This window comes from Candidatus Hydrogenedentota bacterium (assembly GCA_018005585.1).
Classification (GTDB): Bacteria; Hydrogenedentota; Hydrogenedentia; order Hydrogenedentales; family JAGMZX01; genus JAGMZX01.
In genome coordinates this window covers 1-17,846 of the sequence record JAGMZX010000126.1, presented here as the reverse complement: position 1 = coordinate 17,846, position 17,846 = coordinate 1, and the positions used below count along the sequence as shown (strand labels likewise).

13 protein-coding genes and 1 pseudogene are annotated in these 17,846 nt (G+C 64.5%); 5 read left to right on the top strand and 9 right to left on the bottom strand.

The window, feature by feature from the left end; all coding sequences use genetic code 11:
* From KA184_17950 to KA184_17940, 3 genes are all read right to left on the bottom strand, one after another.
* On the bottom strand, positions 1–1,727 hold a 1,727-nt coding region (locus tag KA184_17950; GenBank protein ID MBP8131466.1), incomplete at its 3' end, for a sodium:solute symporter.
* Between the two features lie 175 nt (positions 1,728–1,902).
* A complete protein-coding gene (locus KA184_17945; protein MBP8131465.1) occupies positions 1,903–3,048 on the bottom strand; it encodes an aminotransferase class I/II-fold pyridoxal phosphate-dependent enzyme in 1,146 nt (381 codons plus the stop codon).
* Between the two features lie 166 nt (positions 3,049–3,214).
* Positions 3,215–4,141, bottom strand: a complete 927-nt coding sequence (locus KA184_17940) for a sugar phosphate isomerase/epimerase (protein ID MBP8131464.1) — start codon at positions 4,139–4,141, stop codon at positions 3,215–3,217.
* Positions 4,142–4,307: 166 nt separating this feature from the next.
* On the opposite strand from KA184_17940, the gene KA184_17935 reads away from it, so the two are divergent.
* Positions 4,308–5,054 (top strand): ThuA domain-containing protein, encoded by a 747-nt coding sequence (locus tag KA184_17935; GenBank protein ID MBP8131463.1) that lies wholly within the window; start codon positions 4,308–4,310, stop codon positions 5,052–5,054.
* 57 nt (positions 5,055–5,111) lie between these two features.
* Here KA184_17935 and KA184_17930 read toward each other — a convergent pair whose 3' ends face one another.
* Both KA184_17930 and rfaE2 read right to left on the bottom strand, forming a co-directional pair.
* On the bottom strand, positions 5,112–5,837 hold the full coding sequence (locus tag KA184_17930) for a 16S rRNA (uracil(1498)-N(3))-methyltransferase (GenBank protein MBP8131462.1): 726 nt from the start codon (positions 5,835–5,837) through the stop codon (positions 5,112–5,114).
* Positions 5,838–5,906: 69 nt separating this feature from the next.
* The gene (rfaE2, locus tag KA184_17925; GenBank protein MBP8131461.1) at positions 5,907–7,379 is read right to left on the bottom strand and encodes a D-glycero-beta-D-manno-heptose 1-phosphate adenylyltransferase; all 1,473 of its coding nucleotides are present in this window, start codon (positions 7,377–7,379) and stop codon (positions 5,907–5,909) included.
* A gap of 237 nt (positions 7,380–7,616) precedes the next feature.
* Between rfaE2 and KA184_17920 the strand changes: the two genes are divergently transcribed.
* Entirely contained in the window at positions 7,617–8,456 is an 840-nt protein-coding gene (locus tag KA184_17920) for an SDR family NAD(P)-dependent oxidoreductase (protein ID MBP8131460.1), read from the top strand.
* A 178-nt stretch (positions 8,457–8,634) separates the two neighbouring features.
* Entirely contained in the window at positions 8,635–10,326 is a 1,692-nt protein-coding gene (locus KA184_17915; protein ID MBP8131459.1) for a DEAD/DEAH box helicase, read from the top strand.
* Between the two features lie 12 nt (positions 10,327–10,338).
* On the opposite strand, the gene KA184_17910 is transcribed toward KA184_17915, so the two are convergent.
* Positions 10,339–13,161: an FAD-binding protein gene (locus KA184_17910; GenBank protein MBP8131458.1), complete on the bottom strand. Its 2,823-nt coding sequence runs from the start codon at positions 13,159–13,161 to the stop codon at positions 10,339–10,341.
* Positions 13,162–13,384: 223 nt separating this feature from the next.
* Here KA184_17910 and KA184_17905 point away from each other — a divergent pair.
* Both KA184_17905 and KA184_17900 read left to right on the top strand, forming a co-directional pair.
* A pseudogene (locus KA184_17905) lies at positions 13,385–13,549 on the top strand (type II secretion system protein).
* Positions 13,550–13,624: 75 nt separating this feature from the next.
* Positions 13,625–14,272 carry a hypothetical protein gene (locus KA184_17900; protein MBP8131457.1) on the top strand — a complete coding sequence of 216 codons (648 nt, stop codon included), beginning with the start codon at positions 13,625–13,627 and terminating at the stop codon, positions 14,270–14,272.
* A gap of 22 nt (positions 14,273–14,294) precedes the next feature.
* Here KA184_17900 and KA184_17895 read toward each other — a convergent pair whose 3' ends face one another.
* From KA184_17895 to KA184_17885, 3 genes are all read right to left on the bottom strand, one after another.
* Positions 14,295–16,154: a metallophosphoesterase family protein gene (locus KA184_17895; protein MBP8131456.1), complete on the bottom strand. Its 1,860-nt coding sequence runs from the start codon at positions 16,152–16,154 to the stop codon at positions 14,295–14,297.
* A 13-nt stretch (positions 16,155–16,167) separates the two neighbouring features.
* Positions 16,168–17,259, bottom strand: a complete 1,092-nt coding sequence (locus KA184_17890; protein MBP8131455.1) for a DUF4838 domain-containing protein — start codon at positions 17,257–17,259, stop codon at positions 16,168–16,170.
* A 3-nt stretch (positions 17,260–17,262) separates the two neighbouring features.
* The coding region (locus KA184_17885) for a carbohydrate-binding family 9-like protein (GenBank protein ID MBP8131454.1) at positions 17,263–17,846 on the bottom strand (584 nt) is incomplete at its 5' end.

Sequence of the window (17,846 nt, the reverse complement as noted above, 5' to 3'; positions counted from 1 at the left end):
ATCAACACGGCCGCGGACGCGGCGACATCGCCCCAGCCCCAGCTGCCGCGCGATTCGCGCCGGTGCGCGTCGGTAATCGTGCCGAACGTGAGCCCTTGCAGTCTTGCCAGGTCCGGCGCCTCGGTAAGCAGACTGACGAGCACCATGACGGCCGCGGAAACCAGGAAGATGAACAGGCTGTAGTACTGGAAGTAGACATTGTTCACGATCCAGAGGAACGAGCCCTCCGCATAGCCGTGTTCGAATCCGGCCAGCTTAAGCGCGACGGGCGTGTCTACGACGAGCCGGAACACGCCGAGCGCGAAGCCCACGACAAGCGCGGCCAGGCACCCCTTGTGGTTCAAGCGCCGGAAGAACACGCCGAAGAAGAACACGACGAAGATCGGCGGCGCGAGGTAGCCCTGTACGCCCTGCAGGTAGTGGTAGAGCCCCTGCGCGCCCTGGATCACGGGGATCCACGCCAGCCCAATGAGCACCATGGCGCCCGTGGCCACGCGCCCGATCCAAACCAATTGATGCTGGCTCGCGTCCGGCCGGAATTTCTGGTAGAAGTCCATCGTAAAGAGCGTCGAACTTGCATTGAACACGCCGGCCAGCGAACTCATCAGTGCGGAAAGCAGCCCCGCCACGACGATGCCGCGCACGCCCATGGGCAGCGCATGCTGCACCATCAGGGGGAACGCCGCCTGCGCCTTCTCCGTGCTGAGCGCGCCGTTTGCGTAGAGCGCAGCCTGCAGCGCTTCGACTTTCCCTGACTTTGCGAGCGCGAAACAGATCATGCCCGGAATGATGAAGATGAATACGGGCAGCAGCTTGAGGAACGCGGCGAAAATGCTGCCGCGCCGCGCCTGCTGCTCGTTCGGCGCGCCGAGCGCGCGCTGCACGATGTATTGGTCCGTGCACCAGTACCACAGGCCGATGATCGGCGCGCAGAACAGCATGCCGAGCCAAGGATAATTGCCGTTGAAGTACCACGCGATACGGCCGGTCTCCTTCACGGGCGCCCAGGACCCGGCCATGCCCGCGGGCACGAGCGGCTTCCACAAGTTGAACATTTCCGAGCCGCATATCTCGCGCAGCGTTCCCCAGCCGCCCAGCAGGCGCAGCCCGAACACGGTCACCAGCAGCGAGCCGGCGACGAGGATGATGGTCTGCAGCGCGTCCGCATACGCCACGGCGCGCAACCCGCCGAGCGCGGTGTACAGCCCCGTAAGCACAATCACCGCGATGGACCCGATCCAGAAGCTGTCCAGCGTCGCGAAACCGAGGTCCAGCTGCAATTCGGGCACGAGCGTGGCGAACACGACGCCGCCCGCGAAGATGCCCACCGCGATCTTGGTGAGCACGTACGCCACGAGCGAAATAATCGACAACACCCAGCGCGCGGTGGCGTTGAAGCGCCGTTCGAGAAACTCCGGCATCGTGAACACCAGCGAACGCGCGTAAAAAGGCACCATGACCCACGCGAGCACGAGCAGGCACCACGCGTGCAGTTCGTAGTGCGCCATGGCCACGCCGTCCGTGCAGCCGGAACCCGCCAGCCCGACGAGGTGCTCCGACCCGATGTTCGATGCGAAGATCGACGCGCCCACGAGGAACCAGCCGAGATTGCGCCCAGCCAGGAAATAGTCGTCCGCCGTGTCCTTGCCCTTGCGGATGACCCACCACGCCACCCCCAGCAGCAGGGCGAAATACAGGCCCACGACCAGCCAATCCAGTATTGTCATTTTGCGTCACCTTTCATGCCCCAAACGCGGGAATCCGCGTCTCCGCGGGCGCAACCGTCCCCACCGCGAGCCGGCAAAACCAGGTCCCCAAGGCACCCTTGCGCGTCGCGGGCAGTCTACCGGAACGCCCGGCCTCGCTCAATCGGCCGGGCGCGTTCCCGCCCAAACGGCGTGCTCAGACCGCGGCCAGCGCCTGTTCGATGTCTTCCAGGAGCGAATCGACCGGCTCGATGCCCGCGGACAGGCGAACCGTGTTCTCGCGCACGCCGAAGATGCCGCGCCGTTCGGGCGGCAGATAGAGCAGGGTGGTCAGGAACGGGATGCACACGAGCGTTTCCGTCGCGCCGAGGCTGACCGCGTGGTACACAACCTTGAGTTTGTTGATGAATCGCTTGGCGTCTTCCTGACACGCGCCCACGTCGAACGCGAGCATGCCGCCGAAACCGCGCTGCATCTGTTTCACGGCGACACCATGCCCCGGGCTGCCCGGCAGGCCTGGATACATCAGGCGAGAGATCTTCGGGTGCCCGGCCAGCATCTCGGCGATGCGTTGCGCGCGGTGCGCCATGGCCTCGGCCCGCAATTCGAAGGTTTTCAGGCCCCTGTCGAGCAGAAAGGCGGAGTAGGCGTCGAGCGTCGTGCCGATAGCCTGGCGCGTAAACCAGAGTTCGTCGTAATGCGTCTTGGAGCACGCGATGGCGCCGGCCATGATGTCGTTGTGGCCGCCGAGCGCTTTCGTGGCGCTGTGAATGACCATGTGCGCGCCCAGCGCCAGGGGCCTCTGATGGTACGGCGTGGCGAAGGTATTGTCGACGACGACCATGGCGCCCGACGCCGCAGCGGCCTCGCACACCGCCGCGATATCGATGACCTTGCAGAGCGGATTGCTCGGCGTTTCCAGCATGATCATTCGCGTGTTCGGCTGGATCACCTCGTTGATACAGCCCGCCGCCTCGCCCTCGAGCCATGTAATCTGGATGCCCAGCCGTTCGAGGATCAGCGCAACCTTGTAGTTCGCGCCGTACGTGTCGTGGAAGATGATCAGGTGGTCGCCCGCGCTCAGATAGGTCAGGTAGACCATCGTGCACGCGGCCATGCCCGTCGTGCACACGACGCAGTCCTCCGCGCACTCCAGCGCGGCGACCTTCCGCTCGACCTCGCGCACAGTCGGGTTGTCGTCCCGGTGGTAGGTGTAGCCCTCGACTTCCCCCTCGGTGATCTGCCGCAACACCTCGAACGAGGCGTATTCGTAGTTCACCGCATTCACAATTGGCGTGACCATCGGCCGGTTGCCGTACGGAGTCAACGGGTCCAAAGGCATGAGACATGCACCCTCATTGGTAACTCGCGCCCCCTTTCCCACATGCGGGGGCGCGAATGTTCGCGATTATACCCGAAAAAGGCCCGGCGTACTATCCGCGGGGCGCGCCGGGTTCCGGGGAACCGGCCCCGCGAGCGCGCCGGCGGCCGGGCTCAACTTGCGGCGGTCAGCCGCGCAACCGTTCGAGCAATCTCTTGCACGCGAGAATGCCGTCGCGCTCGGAGAGGCGGTCGCCTTCGTATTCGATGCCGATGTAGCCGGTGTAGCCGTGCTTGTCGCACACCGTCTCGATGATTCGGCCGAAATCCAGCTTCGTTTCCTCGCCGGTCGCGTCGTCGAAGTCGTAACACTTGGCGGACACCGCTTTCGCGTATTTCATCAGCCGGTCGATGGCGTCGTATCGGTCCACATCCTCCGGGAAGTTGCCGAAATCGGGCAGCATGCCGAAACGCGGATGGTTGATCGCCGCGGCAAGCTTCTCGACGATGCCGGGGTAAGAAGACGGGCCCCAGTGGTTTTCAAGCAACACGTTGACGTCTTTCGTGTCGCCGTATTCGCACAACGCCTGAAAACCGGGCACGGACACGTCGATGAATCGCTGGAGTTCCTCCGTGTTCGCAAGGAAGTCCTTTGGCGCGCCGCCCCAGTTCATGCGGATCGAGTGGCAGCCGAAATCCGCGGCGATGTCGATCCATTTCTTGTGATTGTCCACGCAGCGCTTGCGGATGTTCTCGCTGCGCGAGCCTACATCGCCTTGGCCGTCGACCATGATGAGCAGAATTTTCACGTTCTCCGCCGAGGCCGCCCGGGCCAACTCGTCCAGGTACGGTTTCTCGTCAGACGCCAGCATCTGGTTCACGAGTTCGACGGCGTCGATGCCGAACTCGTTCCTCGCGATCTTCGGCACGTCGGTGGCGGGTGTCTGCCCTTCCCTCCGGCCAACCATCCGGTGCAGCGACCAGAAGGCCAGGGAGATCCCGAAATTGCGCTTGGGCGTTTGCGCAAAGACCGGCAGCGCGCCTCCGAGCGCCGCCGCGCCGGCCCCGGCCGCCGCCGTGTGCAGGAATTCGCGTCTTGACAACGGGTTATGCATGCCTCTACTCCGATTCGGTTAATTGTTTACAGGCGCGGGCACGGGTGTGATTCTCGATCGTACCGGAATCAACTTTCAAGTAGTCCTTGTTTTGACGGCAACGCGCTCCCTAGAATGGTTCTTTCCATGAAGAGGGGCGCGAGCCTCGTCGAAAGGAGCAGTCAGGATGAGCACCGGGATCCGCGTGACGATCTGGAATGAGGGCATTCATGAAAAGGAATTGCCGCGCTGCAGGGAGCTGTATCCCGACGGCATGGGCCGCGCGATTGGTCGTTATCTCGAGAAGCAGCCAGGTATTGCTTCGGTGCGTTGCGTCGAACTCGACGACCCGGCGCAAGGGCTTTCGGACGATATCCTGGACGCGACCGATGTGATGACCTGGTGGGGCCACTGCGCGCATGACCGGGTGACGGACGAGAACGCGGCGAAGGTGCAGGATCGCGTGCTGAACGGCATGGGCCTCGTCGTGTTGCACTCGGGCCACATGTCCAAGCCGTTCCGGCGGCTCATGGGCACGGGCTGCATGCTGAAATGGCGCGAGTGGAAGGGCGTGGGCGAGCGCGAGCGCCTCTGGGTCGTCGACCCGGCGCATCCGATTGCCGACGGGCTGCCCGAATACCTCGAAATCCCGCACGCGGAGATGTACGGTGAACATTTCGACATCCCGCAGCCGGACCAGCTCGTATTCATCAGCTGGTTTCAGGGCGGCGACGTGTTCCGGAGCGGCTGCTGCTGGCACCGCGGGCTCGGCAAGGTCTTCTACTTCCGCCCAGGCCACGAGACCTTCCCTATCTACCATCAGGAAGACGTGCTGCAGGTGATCTGCAACGGCGTGAAATGGGCCGCGCCGACACGGGTGCGCGGCGGCGTCATACGCGGCAACATCGAGCCGCCTCTGGAAACAATCGCCTGACCGCGAGCCGGGAAACATCTTCTCTCCGCGGAATGCGCGGAGAGGAGGTCCCCGGCGTTACCGCGAGCTTGGCCCCAACCGTCCGAGATGGTGCTGCACCAGCGCGGTCGCGACGATGGCCGCAATCTCCGAGCGAAACGTGGTTGCGCCAAGGCTGATGGGCCGTGCGCCGGCCCCCAGCGCCGCGCGCACCTCCTCCGGCGTGAAATCGCCCTCGGGGCCGATCAACAGCGTCGTGTCGCCGCCGCTCAACGCCTGCGCGAGCGGCACGGGTTCGGCATCGACGGCCGCGACGAGCAGGTCGCCGCGCGCATCGCGCAGCACGCCGGCCAGAGTCTCCGCTACCGCGAATTCGGGCAGCCAGAGCCGCCCGCATTGCTTGCACGACTCGACCGCGAGACGCATCCACTTGGGATTGAGCCGGGGCGGCCGTTCGGAACGGGCGGCGCGGAAAAAGAGAAAGCGGTCCACGCCGAGTTCCGTGCCAGTGCGCACCAGCAATTCGAGCGCCTTTTCCTGGTGCAGCCACGCTTGCGCAAGCGTGAGCCTTGGCCCGGGCCGCGGCGCGCGGCGTTCCTCGCGGATGGATATCACGACCTCGCGGCGCCCGAGCCGCGCAACGGCGCCGGTCCATTCGCGGCCCTGGCCGTCGAACAGGCTCACGAGATCACCTTCGCGCAGGCGCACCACCTTGATCGCGTGATGCGCCTCTTCCGGCGGCAGCGCGATTTCCCCGCCGCCGGGCGTGTCCGGCGCGATATGGAATCGATGCAGATGCGGCATGGTCGCGGCGAATGCTCCGGCCGGTTCCGATGCAGCGGCGCGCGGGACGCGGGGTCCGCGCCACCGCGCTCATTGTTCTTGGGTCAGGCGGTTGATGATGGCCGTGGTGGAATGGCCCTCGACGCCGGGAATGATGGCAATCTCGCCGCCGTAGCCCTCGACCAGGCGGCGCTCTTCCTGCACGATGGTGCCGAGCGTGTAATCGCCACCCTTGGCGTAGACGTCCGGCTTGAGCGCCTCGAGCAGCGGCATCGGCGTCTTGCCGTCGAAAATGACGATGTAGTCCACGCATTCCAGCGCCGACAACACGACCGCGCGGTCCTGCTCGCCGATCACGGGCCGGCTGGGCCCCTTGTTCTCACGGACCGATGCGTCGCTGTTGAGACCGACGATAAGCACGTCGCCCTTCTGCTTGGCATGCATCAGGTACGTGATGTGCCCGACGTGCAGGATGTCGAAGCAGCCGTTCGTCCACACGATGCGCTTGCCCTTGCGGCGCAATTCCTCGAGGATGGGCTTCATTTCTTCCGCCGTCTTCACCTTGGCCGAGCGCCGCTCGCTGAACAGAAGCGTCTCGAGTTCCGCAAGCGAAACCGTAACCGCCCCCTCGCGTCCGACGGCAATACCCGCGGCCGCGTTGCCGAGAAAGGCCGCTTCGAGCAGCGCGCCGCCCGAGCACATGGCCAGCGTCACCGCGGCGGCCACCGTGTCGCCCGCGCCGGTCACGTCCACCACGCTGCACGGCAGCACCGGCACATTCTCGACAAGACCGTCCTGGCCAAACACCATGATGCCCTTGGGTCCGAGCGTGATCAGCACATTTCGCGCGATACCCAGGAGTTTCTTGCCCGCCTCGCAGAGGCTGCCGTCGTCCACGATGCTCACGCCCGAGGCCAGCGCGGCCTCCTTGTCGTTCGGTTTGATGACGTCAATGCCGCGAAACATGCCCGCGCGCGCGCGCGAATCGGCCAGCGTGAAAAGCCCGTGCTTCGCGGCGCACTCGCGGACCGTGTCCAGCACCCGGTCCGTAATGGTCGAAGATACCTGGTCCCCGACCATGATGGCATCGACTTCCGGGGCAAGCTTGCGGATATTGGCGCAGACCTGCTCTTCCACCGCGCCCGTGATCAGCTTCGGGCGCGGCGTGTCCATGCGCAGGATTTCCTGTGTCGGGATATTGTGCCCGCCTGCGCGCAGCTTGCCGTAGGTGCTCGTGGGGCGGCTCGGGTCCACGACAACGCCCGATGTCTCCACGCCGCGCGCCGCGAACTCCCGGCGCACGATCTCGCCGTTCATGTCGGTTCCTATGACACCGATCATGTGAGTCGTGGCCCCGAGCGCGGCGGCGTTGCAGGCCGCGTTGCCCGCGGCGCCCGGGTTATGCCGCCGTTCATGAACCTCAAAAACAGGGATAGGCGCCTCGAGGCTCACCTCCGTCACGGCGCCCTCGACCATCTCGTCCAGGTAGATGTCGCCGACGACCAGCACGCGCACCTTCGGAAAATGCGCGAGCAGTTCACGATACCGTTGCGTGTCCATCATTCAGGTTCCCCAAGTCCATAAAGACATTGCGACCACAGCGCCCAATCTTATATGCGTCCGCGGCGATTGGTCAACGCCGTGGTCAAGGATGAGGCCCGAACGGGAATAGAAGCGCAATTCCGGGATGTCCCGGTGAGGAAAGACCGCGCCGCGGCGATACGAATCGGGCCTGCTTATGGATGGCCCGGGTTGCTATAATGGTCACTTGCCCTTGAGGCGCTCCTGGAGAATCCTTTTATGACGCAACGTTTCCGCGGAAAAACCGCGTTCATCACGGGCGCGTCCTCGGGTATCGGCGCGGCGGTGGCGCGCGAACTGGCCCGGCAGGGGGCGATGGTCGCACTCGTAGCGCGCCGCGCGGACCGGCTCGAAAGCGTCAAGGCCGCCATCGAGGCCGAAGGCGGCACGGCCGCGGCGCTCGTGGCCGACGTGCGCGACCGCGCGAGCCTCGACGCCGCCGTGGCGAAAACGGCCGGGACGTTCGGCGGCGTCGACGTGGCGCTGGCCAATGCAGGCTTCTATGTGGACGGCGTCATCAACGCGCTTTCCCCGGACGATTACCGGCGTCAACTCGACACGAACGTGTTCGGCGTGATCGACACGGTTTACGCGGTGCTGCCGCACCTGGAGGCCAGCCAAGGCCGCCTCGGCGTCATCGGCAGCGTCATGGGCCGCATGGCCATGCCCGCCGCATCGGCCTACTGCGCAAGCAAGTTCGCCGTCGTCGGGTTCACGGAAGCGATCTACTACGACCTCGCGGTGAAGAACGTATCCGTCACATTGGTCAATCCCGGGCTCGTAGCCAGCGAGATCCGCAGCGTCAACAACCAGGGCATGTACACTGCAAAACCCGACCCGGCTTCGCCCCGGTTCGTCCTGCCCGCGGAAAAGGCCGCGCGCCAGATCGTCAACGCCTTGTACCGGCGCAAACCGGAACTCGTGCTTACGAAGGCCGGAAGACTGGCGCTGTTCCTGAACCGCCACTTCCCGCGCACGGTACGGTTCGGCGTGCGCATGGCCAGCCGCAGACGCATCCAGCGCCGCGCCGAGCGCGCCAAGCGCCGCGACGCTCCCTGAGCGGGCGCCACAGGCTGAGCGGCGCCTGGACCGCGCGCAAAGCCCACCAGCAGGCCTCACCGCGTTTCGTCCGCGTCCGCGGCCGCCCCGTGCGCTGTGCTTTTGCCGCCCTATTTGCTACACTGCCCGATGCAGTCCTTGGTATCGTCTGATTCCCCGGAGCATCGAGTACCCCCGTATGTCGAACGGCAATGACAAACCGGTCATCGTGCAGTCGGACCGTTCCGTGCTGCTCGAAACGGACGGCCCCATGTTCGAGGACGCGCGCGACTGCCTCGCCGCGTTTGCGGAACTGGTCAAGTCGCCCGAACACATCCACACGTACCGGATCACGCCGTTGTCGCTTTGGAACGCGGCCGCCGCGGGGTTCACCGCACGGGAGGTTCTCGAGGGACTCGCCCGGTACAGCAAATACGACATCCCGCAGAACATCACGGCGGAGATCGAGGACAACATCAGCCGGTATGGCCGGCTAAAACTGTACAAGTCGCCGGACGGGCCGCTAGTCCTCGAATCGGACGACTCGCTCCTGGTCATGGAACTGCTGAACCAGAAGACGGTCCGCCCGTATGTGACGGGGTCGCCGGACGGCAAGCGCATCTTCGTCAAGCCCGAGGAGCGGGGCAACCTCAAGTGCGCGCTGGTCAAGCTCGGCTTCCCCGTGGAAGACCTTGCCGGTTACGTGGCGGGCGCGCCGCTTTCGCTCGGACTGCGCGGGCAAACGCTGAGCGGGCGCGATTTCGCGCTGCGGCAGTATCAGAAGGAATCGGTGGACGCATTTTACGCGAGCGGGTCGAACCGGGGCGGCAGCGGCGTGATCGTGCTGCCTTGCGGCGCGGGCAAGACGATTGTCGCGATCGGCGTTATCAACGCGACCCAGACGCAGACGCTGGTGCTGACCACGAACACCGTCGCGCTGCGTCAGTGGAAGAATGAGCTGCTCGACAAGACGAACGTGCCGGAAGACCAGATCGGCGAATACAGCGGCGACCTGAAGGAAATCCGGCCCATCACGATCGCGACATACCAGGTGCTCACATACCGCAAGGTCAAGGACGGCCCGTTCATTCATTTCGGCCTGTTCGAGCAGGGCAACTGGGGCCTGATCATCTACGATGAGGTGCATCTGCTGCCCGCGCCCGTGTTCCGCGCAACGGCCTCGTTGCAGGCGCGGCGCCGCCTCGGCCTCACCGCGACGCTCGTGCGCGAGGATGGCCGCGAGGAGGACGTGTTCAGCCTCATTGGCCCGAAGAAGTACGACGTGCCGTGGAAGGTTCTCGAGAAACAGGGCTGGATCGCCCAGGCCCTGTGCACGGAAATCCGCACGCGACTGCCCGACGACGAACGCTATCGCTATGCCATCGCCGACAAGCGCACGAAGTTCCGCATCGCCTCGACGAACCCGGTCAAACGCCACATCTGCGAATTCCTGGCACAGCGGCACGCCGGGGACAACGTCCTGATCATCGGCCAATTCCTGGACCAGTTGAAGATGCTCGCCAAGCATTTCAAGGCGCCGTTGATCACCGGGCGCACGCCGACCCGCGAGCGGGAACGGCTCTACCACGAGTTCCGAACGAGCAAGATCAAGCTGCTCATCGTCTCGAAGGTCGCCAATTTCGCTATCGACCTGCCCGATGCGAACGTGGCCGTCCAAGTCTCGGGCACGTTCGGTTCGCGGCAAGAGGAAGCACAGCGGCTTGGGCGCATTCTGCGGCCCAAGAGCGATGGACGCCTCGCCCGGTTCTACTCCGTTGTCACGCGCGACACCTGCGACCAGGACTACAGCGTCAAGCGGCAGCTATTCCTGACCGAACAGGGCTACCGCTACGAGATCATCACCGAGGACCGGCTGTACGAAGAGGACTGACGCCGCCGCGCGTCAGTCCGCGAGCGCCAGCGCAAGCAATTCGGCCATGTGCAGCGGTTTTCGCGGCGTGAGGTGGCCGACCTGGTGGCGGCAACTCGTGCCGGACGCAACCACGCGCGCATTTTCGGGAAGGGCGTTCAACAACGTAATAAGCGGCTCGGCCACTTTCACGGAAACATCGTATTTGCCTTTCTGCGCGCCGTAGGCGCCGGCCATGCCGCAGCAGCCCGTATCGAGCAGCGTTACGTCGTTACCGGGGATACGCCTCGCCAGGCGCGGCATCACGGCGGTATCCGTCAGCGATTTCGCATGACAATGCGCGTGAATGGCGGTTACGCACGGCGCATCGCGGAATTTCAGCACGTCCGGCTCCTTGGCGAACAGGTTTTCGACAAATTGCTCGAACAGGAAGCAGCGTTGCGCCACGTCCTCCGCGCCGTCAAGCCGGAGTTCGCGGTAGTCCTCGACGAACATGCTGAAACACGACGCTTCGAGGAAGACGATGGCGTCGCCGGACGCGCGCAGCCGCTTCAGGTTCTCGCGTCCGAACGATGCGGCGAGGTCGATGCGGCCCATGCTGAACGCGGGCCGCCCGCAACAGCCATGCCCGAGCGGCACAACGACGTCGCAACCGGCCGCCTCGAGAACGCGCACCGCAGCCTGGCCGATGTTCGGTTCGTGGTAGTTGCAGAAGCAGTCGTTCCAGAGGATGACGCGCCCGCGCTTGCCCGCCACCGGTATGGGCCGCTTCGTGAACCAGCGGTCGAATGGTTCGTCCGCATAGGGCGGCAGCGGACGCCGCGCGTCGATGCCGATGGTAGCTTCCATGAGCTTGCGCAGCCAGCGCCACTGCAGCGAGGCGTTTGCAAGGCTTGGCAGCATCGTACCGAGCCGGCCCAATTGGTCCACGCGGCTGAACAGACGCTCCGCAAGCGACAGCCCGTTCTTTTCCTGCCGCGCGTGGACCAGTTCGGCCTTTAGCAGCGGCATATTCACGTTCGACGGGCATTCCGCCGCGCATGCCTTGCACGACAGGCAATAGCACAGCGCTTCTTCCAGCGCGGCGGAGTCGAGCGGATGCGCGTGTGTGTCCAGCCGGTGTTCGAGCACGGCGCGAATCGCGTTCGCGCGCCCGCGCGTCGACATGATCTCCTCGCCCATCGCGATGAACGTCGGGCACATCGTCGGCGTGTCCTTGCGGCAGCCGCCGCAGCCGTTGCACTGTTCGAGATTGCCGGCAAAGCTCTTGTCTTTCGCTGCGAACGCGAGCACGGGCACGAACGGCACGTCGATGCGCACTTCCGGCCCCTGGCGCAAGTCCCGGTCGATACGCGCGCCGTCCGGGAAGATCTTCCCAGGGTTCATCACGTTCTTCGGGTCGAAGAGCGCCTTGATGCGCCGCATCAGGCCGATGAGCCCCGCGCCGATCTGCTCTTCCAGGAACTCCGCGCGCGCAATGCCGACGCCGTGCTCGGCGGCAATCGAGCCGTTGAATTGCCGCGTTAATTTCGAGATGCCTTCCGCGACGAGCCGGAATTTCGCGATGTCCTCCGCCTTGTGCAAGTCAACGACGGGCCGGATATGCAGGAGTCCCGCCGCGGCGTGGCCGTAGTACGACGCTTCAAGCCCGAGCGGCCCGAGCAATTCGCGGACGCCCGCGACAAAATCCGGCAATTTGCCGGTGGGTACAGCCACATCCTCGACGCCCGTCGCCGGTTTTGCGGCGCCCGCGCAACCGGACAGCAACGACAGCCCCGCCTTGCGCATGTTCCAAACGTGCGCCATCTCGCCGGCGTTCTTGCAGATATACGAGCGCAGCCCCAGGTTCATTCCGGTAAGCGCATGCAACTTGTCCTGGTCGTCCTCATAGAACTCGACGAGCAAGATCGCCTTGCACGGCTTCGCATCGAGTTCGAGCAATTCGCGCGCGGCCTTGAATTGCAGTTGTCCGCGCGTCTGGTCGAAAAGCACGTCGTCAATGTGTTCAATGCCGGCCGGCTGCAGTTCGAGCAGGCGCACCGTGGCCTGCATGGCCTCCTCGACCGAAGCAAAGAACAACAGGCCAAGTCCCTTCTTCTTTGGGATCGGCACGAGATTCAATTCGGCGGAAAAGATCGCGGCAAGCGTGCCTTCGCTGCCGCCCAGCAGCTTGCTCATGTCCCGCGGATGCCGGAGATACCGGTCCACGGCATAACCCGGCCACCGTTTCACGATGCGTTCGTGGAAACGGGCGCGAATTTCGTCCGAAAACGGCGCGATGAGCGCATCAATGGCGTCCAGATGTTCCCGGAAGCCGTCTTTTTCAGCGCCGACCTCGACGACGCGCCCGTCCGCCAGCGCCACTTCGAGCGAACGTACGTGATCGATGGTCACACCGTAAATCGGGGCGCGCGCGCCGCTCGAATTGTTCGCTATCATGCCGCCAATGGTCGCGCGCGAACTCGTGGCGACGTCCGGCCCGAAACACAGCCCGTGCGGCTGGAGATAGGCGTTCAACTGATCGAGCACGACGCCTGCGCCCACGCGAATGGTGCGCGCATCCTTGTTGAATTCGAGAATCTGCCGGTTGTGGCGGGCCAACTCGAGCACAAGCCCGCCGCCAACGGCGGCGCCCGCCAGGCCCGTTCCCGCGCCGCGCGGCGTGACAGCCAGGTTTGCTGCGACCGCCGCCTGTATTGCCTCCGCCGCCTCGCGCGCCGATTTTGGAAACGCGACCGCCTCCGGAACGACCTGGTACAGCGACGCGTCGGTGGCGTAGATCTGGCGCGTCAGGCCGTCCGTACGCACCTCGCAAGAAAGGGATTCCAGTGCCTTCTTCTCGGAAGCATTCATCATGGGTCTTTCAGCACGAAACATTCCGTTGCGTGAGGTGCGATTCTACCCGATGCGCGGCGCTATGCCCAACATCGCGGTGACGTAACGGGTAACACGGCGCGGGGGCGTGTCATTTCGCGGGCGAAGACGGCCGGATTTGCGGCGAGAAGGTGTGGTACCATAAAGGCCGTCGTTCGGGGGCACGGGGTGCAGCCACGTTTCGGCACGCGAGGAGTACACAGTCATGCGCACGAGAGGCTTCACCTTGATCGAGTTGCTCGTCGTCATCGCCATTATCGGCATTCTGGCGGCCATTCTGCTCCCCGCTTTGGCCCGCGCCCGCGAGGCGGCCCGCCGCGCAAGCTGCGCCAACAACCTCAAAGAATGCGGCCTCATGTTCAAGATGTATGCGAATGAGAACGACGGGCTATTCCCCACATTGAAGATCCGGTCGAGCGAATCGGGGGCGTGCGCCGATTGGAACATGTCCAACCTGTGTTTCGACGGCGAACAGACGTATCCTGAGTATTTTAGTGACTTGAATATCCTTCTATGTCCATCGGACCCGGACGCGCAGCGCGTCTTCGAGCACGCGGTTTACCATCAGGGGCCGGACAAGCTCGATATCTGCGGTTTGACGGCGTTTTCGTACATCTATGTCGGATGGGCGTTGCGACCGCAGGATTATCTCATCGGCGACGCGGACGACAACATGTTTGACCCGGTGCTGGGCGTGGACACGTCCATGGCGCTGGCCTTGGACCTGGCCTCCGTGCTGCTCAATCCGAACGATCACAATGAAGTGTTTCACGAGGATTTTCCCCCGTACAACCACGAGTCGCGCGGCATGGTTACCATCTACCGGCTGCGGGAAGGCATCGAACGCTTCCTGATTACGGACATCAATAACCCCGCAAGCGCGGCAGAAGCTCAATCAACCATCGTGGTCTCTTACGACCACATCGGCCCGCCCCTCTCGCGCGGCGGCTACAACACCTTCAATCACGTGCCCGGCGGCTGTAACGTGTTGTATATGGACGGCCACGTCGATTTTGTCCGCTATCCTACGAAGTACCCGGCAAGCCGGGTCTGGGCATGGCTCGCGACGTATATCGATTCCTTTAATTCCTGAGCCGCGCGCGGACGCCCCGCAGCTATTCCGCTTCCACGACGAAACGGTCGTAGACCTTGCCGGCCACATCTTCGGCCTGCAACAAGACGCGGTCCCTTTCGACCCGGAACACGACGGTCACCGCCACGCCCGGCTTCTCCATTACTGCCGCGTATTCGGGCTTCGGCGGCATCGGCCCGCCGTCGTTCAGGGATATCGTCAGCATGTAGATCGTGCCATCCTTCGGCGATTCCACGATCTCCCCCCCACGCATCGGGTACGAGCGCATGTAGTCGTGCACATGGCCCGACAGAACAAAATCGACGTGGTGCTTGTCGAAGACAGGGCACCACGCGTCGCGGATCTGGGGATCACTGTCCTCCGGGAAATGCGCCGGAAAATGGAGCACGGCGAACTTCCACTTCGCATCGCTCCCTTCGAGCTGAGCATCGATCCAGTCCGCCTGCGGCGCGATGGGCTCGGTGACGTCCATCATGAGGAAAAGCGCGTCGCCATATTCAAATGCATAGGTGCGTTCGGGCGCGAGCATGGGCGGGCCATTGCGCGGCAGGTCGAACGACGCGAGATACAGGTCCGCGCCCAGCCCGTCGATCGCGTCGTGATTGCCAATGGACGGCATGAGCGGTCTTTGCCTCGTGAACGAGGCGCAGTGGGCAAAGAACTTGTCCCAATCGTCGCGATATTGGCCGGTGCCGACGAGGTCGCCCGAGACCACGGCGAACGCCGTGCCGGGGTTGCGTTTGAGGGCGGCCTCGAGCAGTTCGCCTGCCGCGGGCGAATTGTGTGTGTCGCTCAAGAACAAGAACGTGAAAGGCGCGCGCGTGGCGGGCGCCGTCCGAAACCCGGCAGGGTCACTGCACGCGCCTCGCGCGGGGTCGCCCACGATGTACGCATACGCGGTATCCGGCTGCAGCCCCGTCAGCGTCGCCGTGAACCGGCGCACGCGCGGATCGTTCGTGATGAACGCGTCTTCCAGCAATTCCACGGACGCCGTGGTTTCCGTCCAAGGCGCATCCGCGGCCGCGTCCGCCCTGCGATAGCGCGCGATTCCCGTTTCCACCGCCGGTGCAGCGCGCCACTGGACCGACACGCTGGTCCGCGGGTCACCGCTCCACGTGAGCAGCACCTGGTCAGGTTGCGCGGAGGCCGGAAACTCCGTCTTGCGGAACGCGCCAACGAGATGTGCCTCGCGCGCGCGCCCGCGGATCGTTGGAAGCAGCACATGACCCCGCAACGCCGGGGGCACTTCGGTCAGCACGAGTTCCGGCCAATCGTGATAGATGGTCGCGCCTTCTCGCATTTCGAAGACCCGCTGGTCCGGCGGCATGAAGTTGCCGAGGCGAGGCGCGGGCCCGGAATCCTTGGGCCCCACGGCCACGAAGTAGTGCGGGCGGTGCTTGTCAAAGCCGTTGATGCCCAATAGCACGCGCCCGGCGTCGAAGGTCCTCTGCCACACCTCGTATTCATACTCTTCGTTGCGCACCGTCATCGGCGTCTTGACGAACCCGGCATCCGCAAGCCAGAACGGCACGATCTCCTGCGCGGTGTGCCGCATGATGGACACCACGGCGGGCGTATCGACATCGAAACACCAGTGCTGGGTAGCGAAAATCTCTCGCTCTTCCGGCGTAAGGCACTGCAGGATCGCGGCGTCGTCCAGCGCGGCCAGTGCAGCCTCATCCCGTGACGCCGCCAGGCGTGTCGCCAATTGGGACACAGCGGTCTGTACCGGCGAATCCGCCTGGGGCGTTCCCTCCACGAGGAGAAGACAACAGGCATGGAGCACCAGCAGTTGCGCGAGCGAGAAGGAACAGACACGCCTCCCGCGCGAAGCGCGCGGCCGCTGGTGCCAGTCCCCTATAAGCGTGAAGGGATGGAACATGATAAATCTCCTGTCAGGGCTGTGCAGTCCCCTGCATCAAGCCCGCGCCGTATCCGGCCAGGGGCGGCTCGCCGAAACGGCGCACATACTCCGCGTCGATCCATGCCGCGAACGTCGTTATGTGACGAATACCCCGCCGCGCGTAATCCGCAAGGTCCGCACGTAGCACGTTGTCGTCCCACGGGATCTTGGTGAGACTGCCGCGCTTCCAACCGGAAAAGCGCGACACGTCGAGCCAGTATTCGAGCACCTGCGCCGTGTCCGCGGGAAACAACTCGAGGTTGGCGTCGAGCGATTCGAGGCCGAAATCGGTATCCGCGCCCCTCTGCTGTGCAAAGGGAATATCGTAGCGCCGGTTGATGGGCGCGAATTCGAGAAAGACGCCGGGGTCGGGCTTCACCTGCTTCGGGGGCGGCAGGGTATTGTGATAGGCAAGATGCGCCAACTGCGCCTTCGAATCCCTGCCGCGCAACGCTTTCAGCACCGCATTCTCCAACAAGACCGCCTGTTCGGAATCCGAATAGCCGCCGCACTTGGGGCACCGGCACCAGGGCGCGCCGTCGTCGCCCCAGTAGAAGTAGCGCCCCGTCGTGGGCTGCAGTATTTCAGCGAGACGCAGCGCGTTGCCCGTAATGATTTCGAGGGCGCCGGGCGAACTCACGCAGCAATTTGCGTCCGGCACGCGCTCCCCCCGGTCATTCATTCGGAAGACCTCTGGATTCGCGGCGTGGAGTTCGCGCGGCAGCAGTTCCCGCATGGCGTGCAATTCGTACTCGACGTGCAGACCCAGACTCCGGCATTTGTCGAGGAACATCTGACCGGGCTCGGACCGGATGAATGCCGCGGCCGCGCGCGGCGACGTGGGATGGTGCAGGCCGATAGTAGTCAGGCCTGCGCGCGCCGCGTGCTCGGGCCAATCGGCGAGACTCAGGTCCTCCGGCACCAGCACGACGCCACGCGTGGCGAAGCGCGCCTGCCCGATGTCCGCCGCGGCCGCGTTGCTTACAATCGGCCCCGCGGCGGCCAAAGCGAGCCCCGAACACGCCGCGCGCAGAAACGCGCGGCGGGTGCAGCCGGTTTCAATGCGGGTCCAGTCACGCCGCATGGTTCACTCCCTCTTCGCGCCGCTTAGCCTGAAAACACCGAACGATTCCGCGACGTGAAAATCCGGCTGCGGCGCGCGCGCGTCCACCCAGCAAATCCAGTCCGGCGCACATGCCGTATCCCACGAGGCAAAATCCGCGCGGAACAGGCCGGCACGGAAATGCGCGCCGTCTTCGAGCGCGAGACCGCATTGACGCAGCGCCTCCCGGCTCAATGCCGCCTCGACGCAATAGCCGTCGGCTGCGGGCAGGGCGGCAAACCGCCACGTTACGGGCGACCACGCACTGTCAAACCGCCGGTAGAACCGTGCGGCATAGTCGTGCACCGCGCCGAGCGGCGCGATTTCGAGGCAGTAATACGTATCCTCGGGCTTCCCGGACCACAAGAACAGTTCGACGCGGTCCTGTGGGTCAACGTCGTCTTCGTTCGCCGTGGGCGCTTTCGCGACCGGCGTTGCGTCTTCGCACCGGAACGCGAACACCAGTTCGTCCGGAGACCAGAACACCCACGCCTGCGTCGGCGCGGCGGGTTTGTCCGGCTGGCCCGCCACGACAAAGTCCGTGAGGGGCGCGGTCGTCTCGTAGGCCG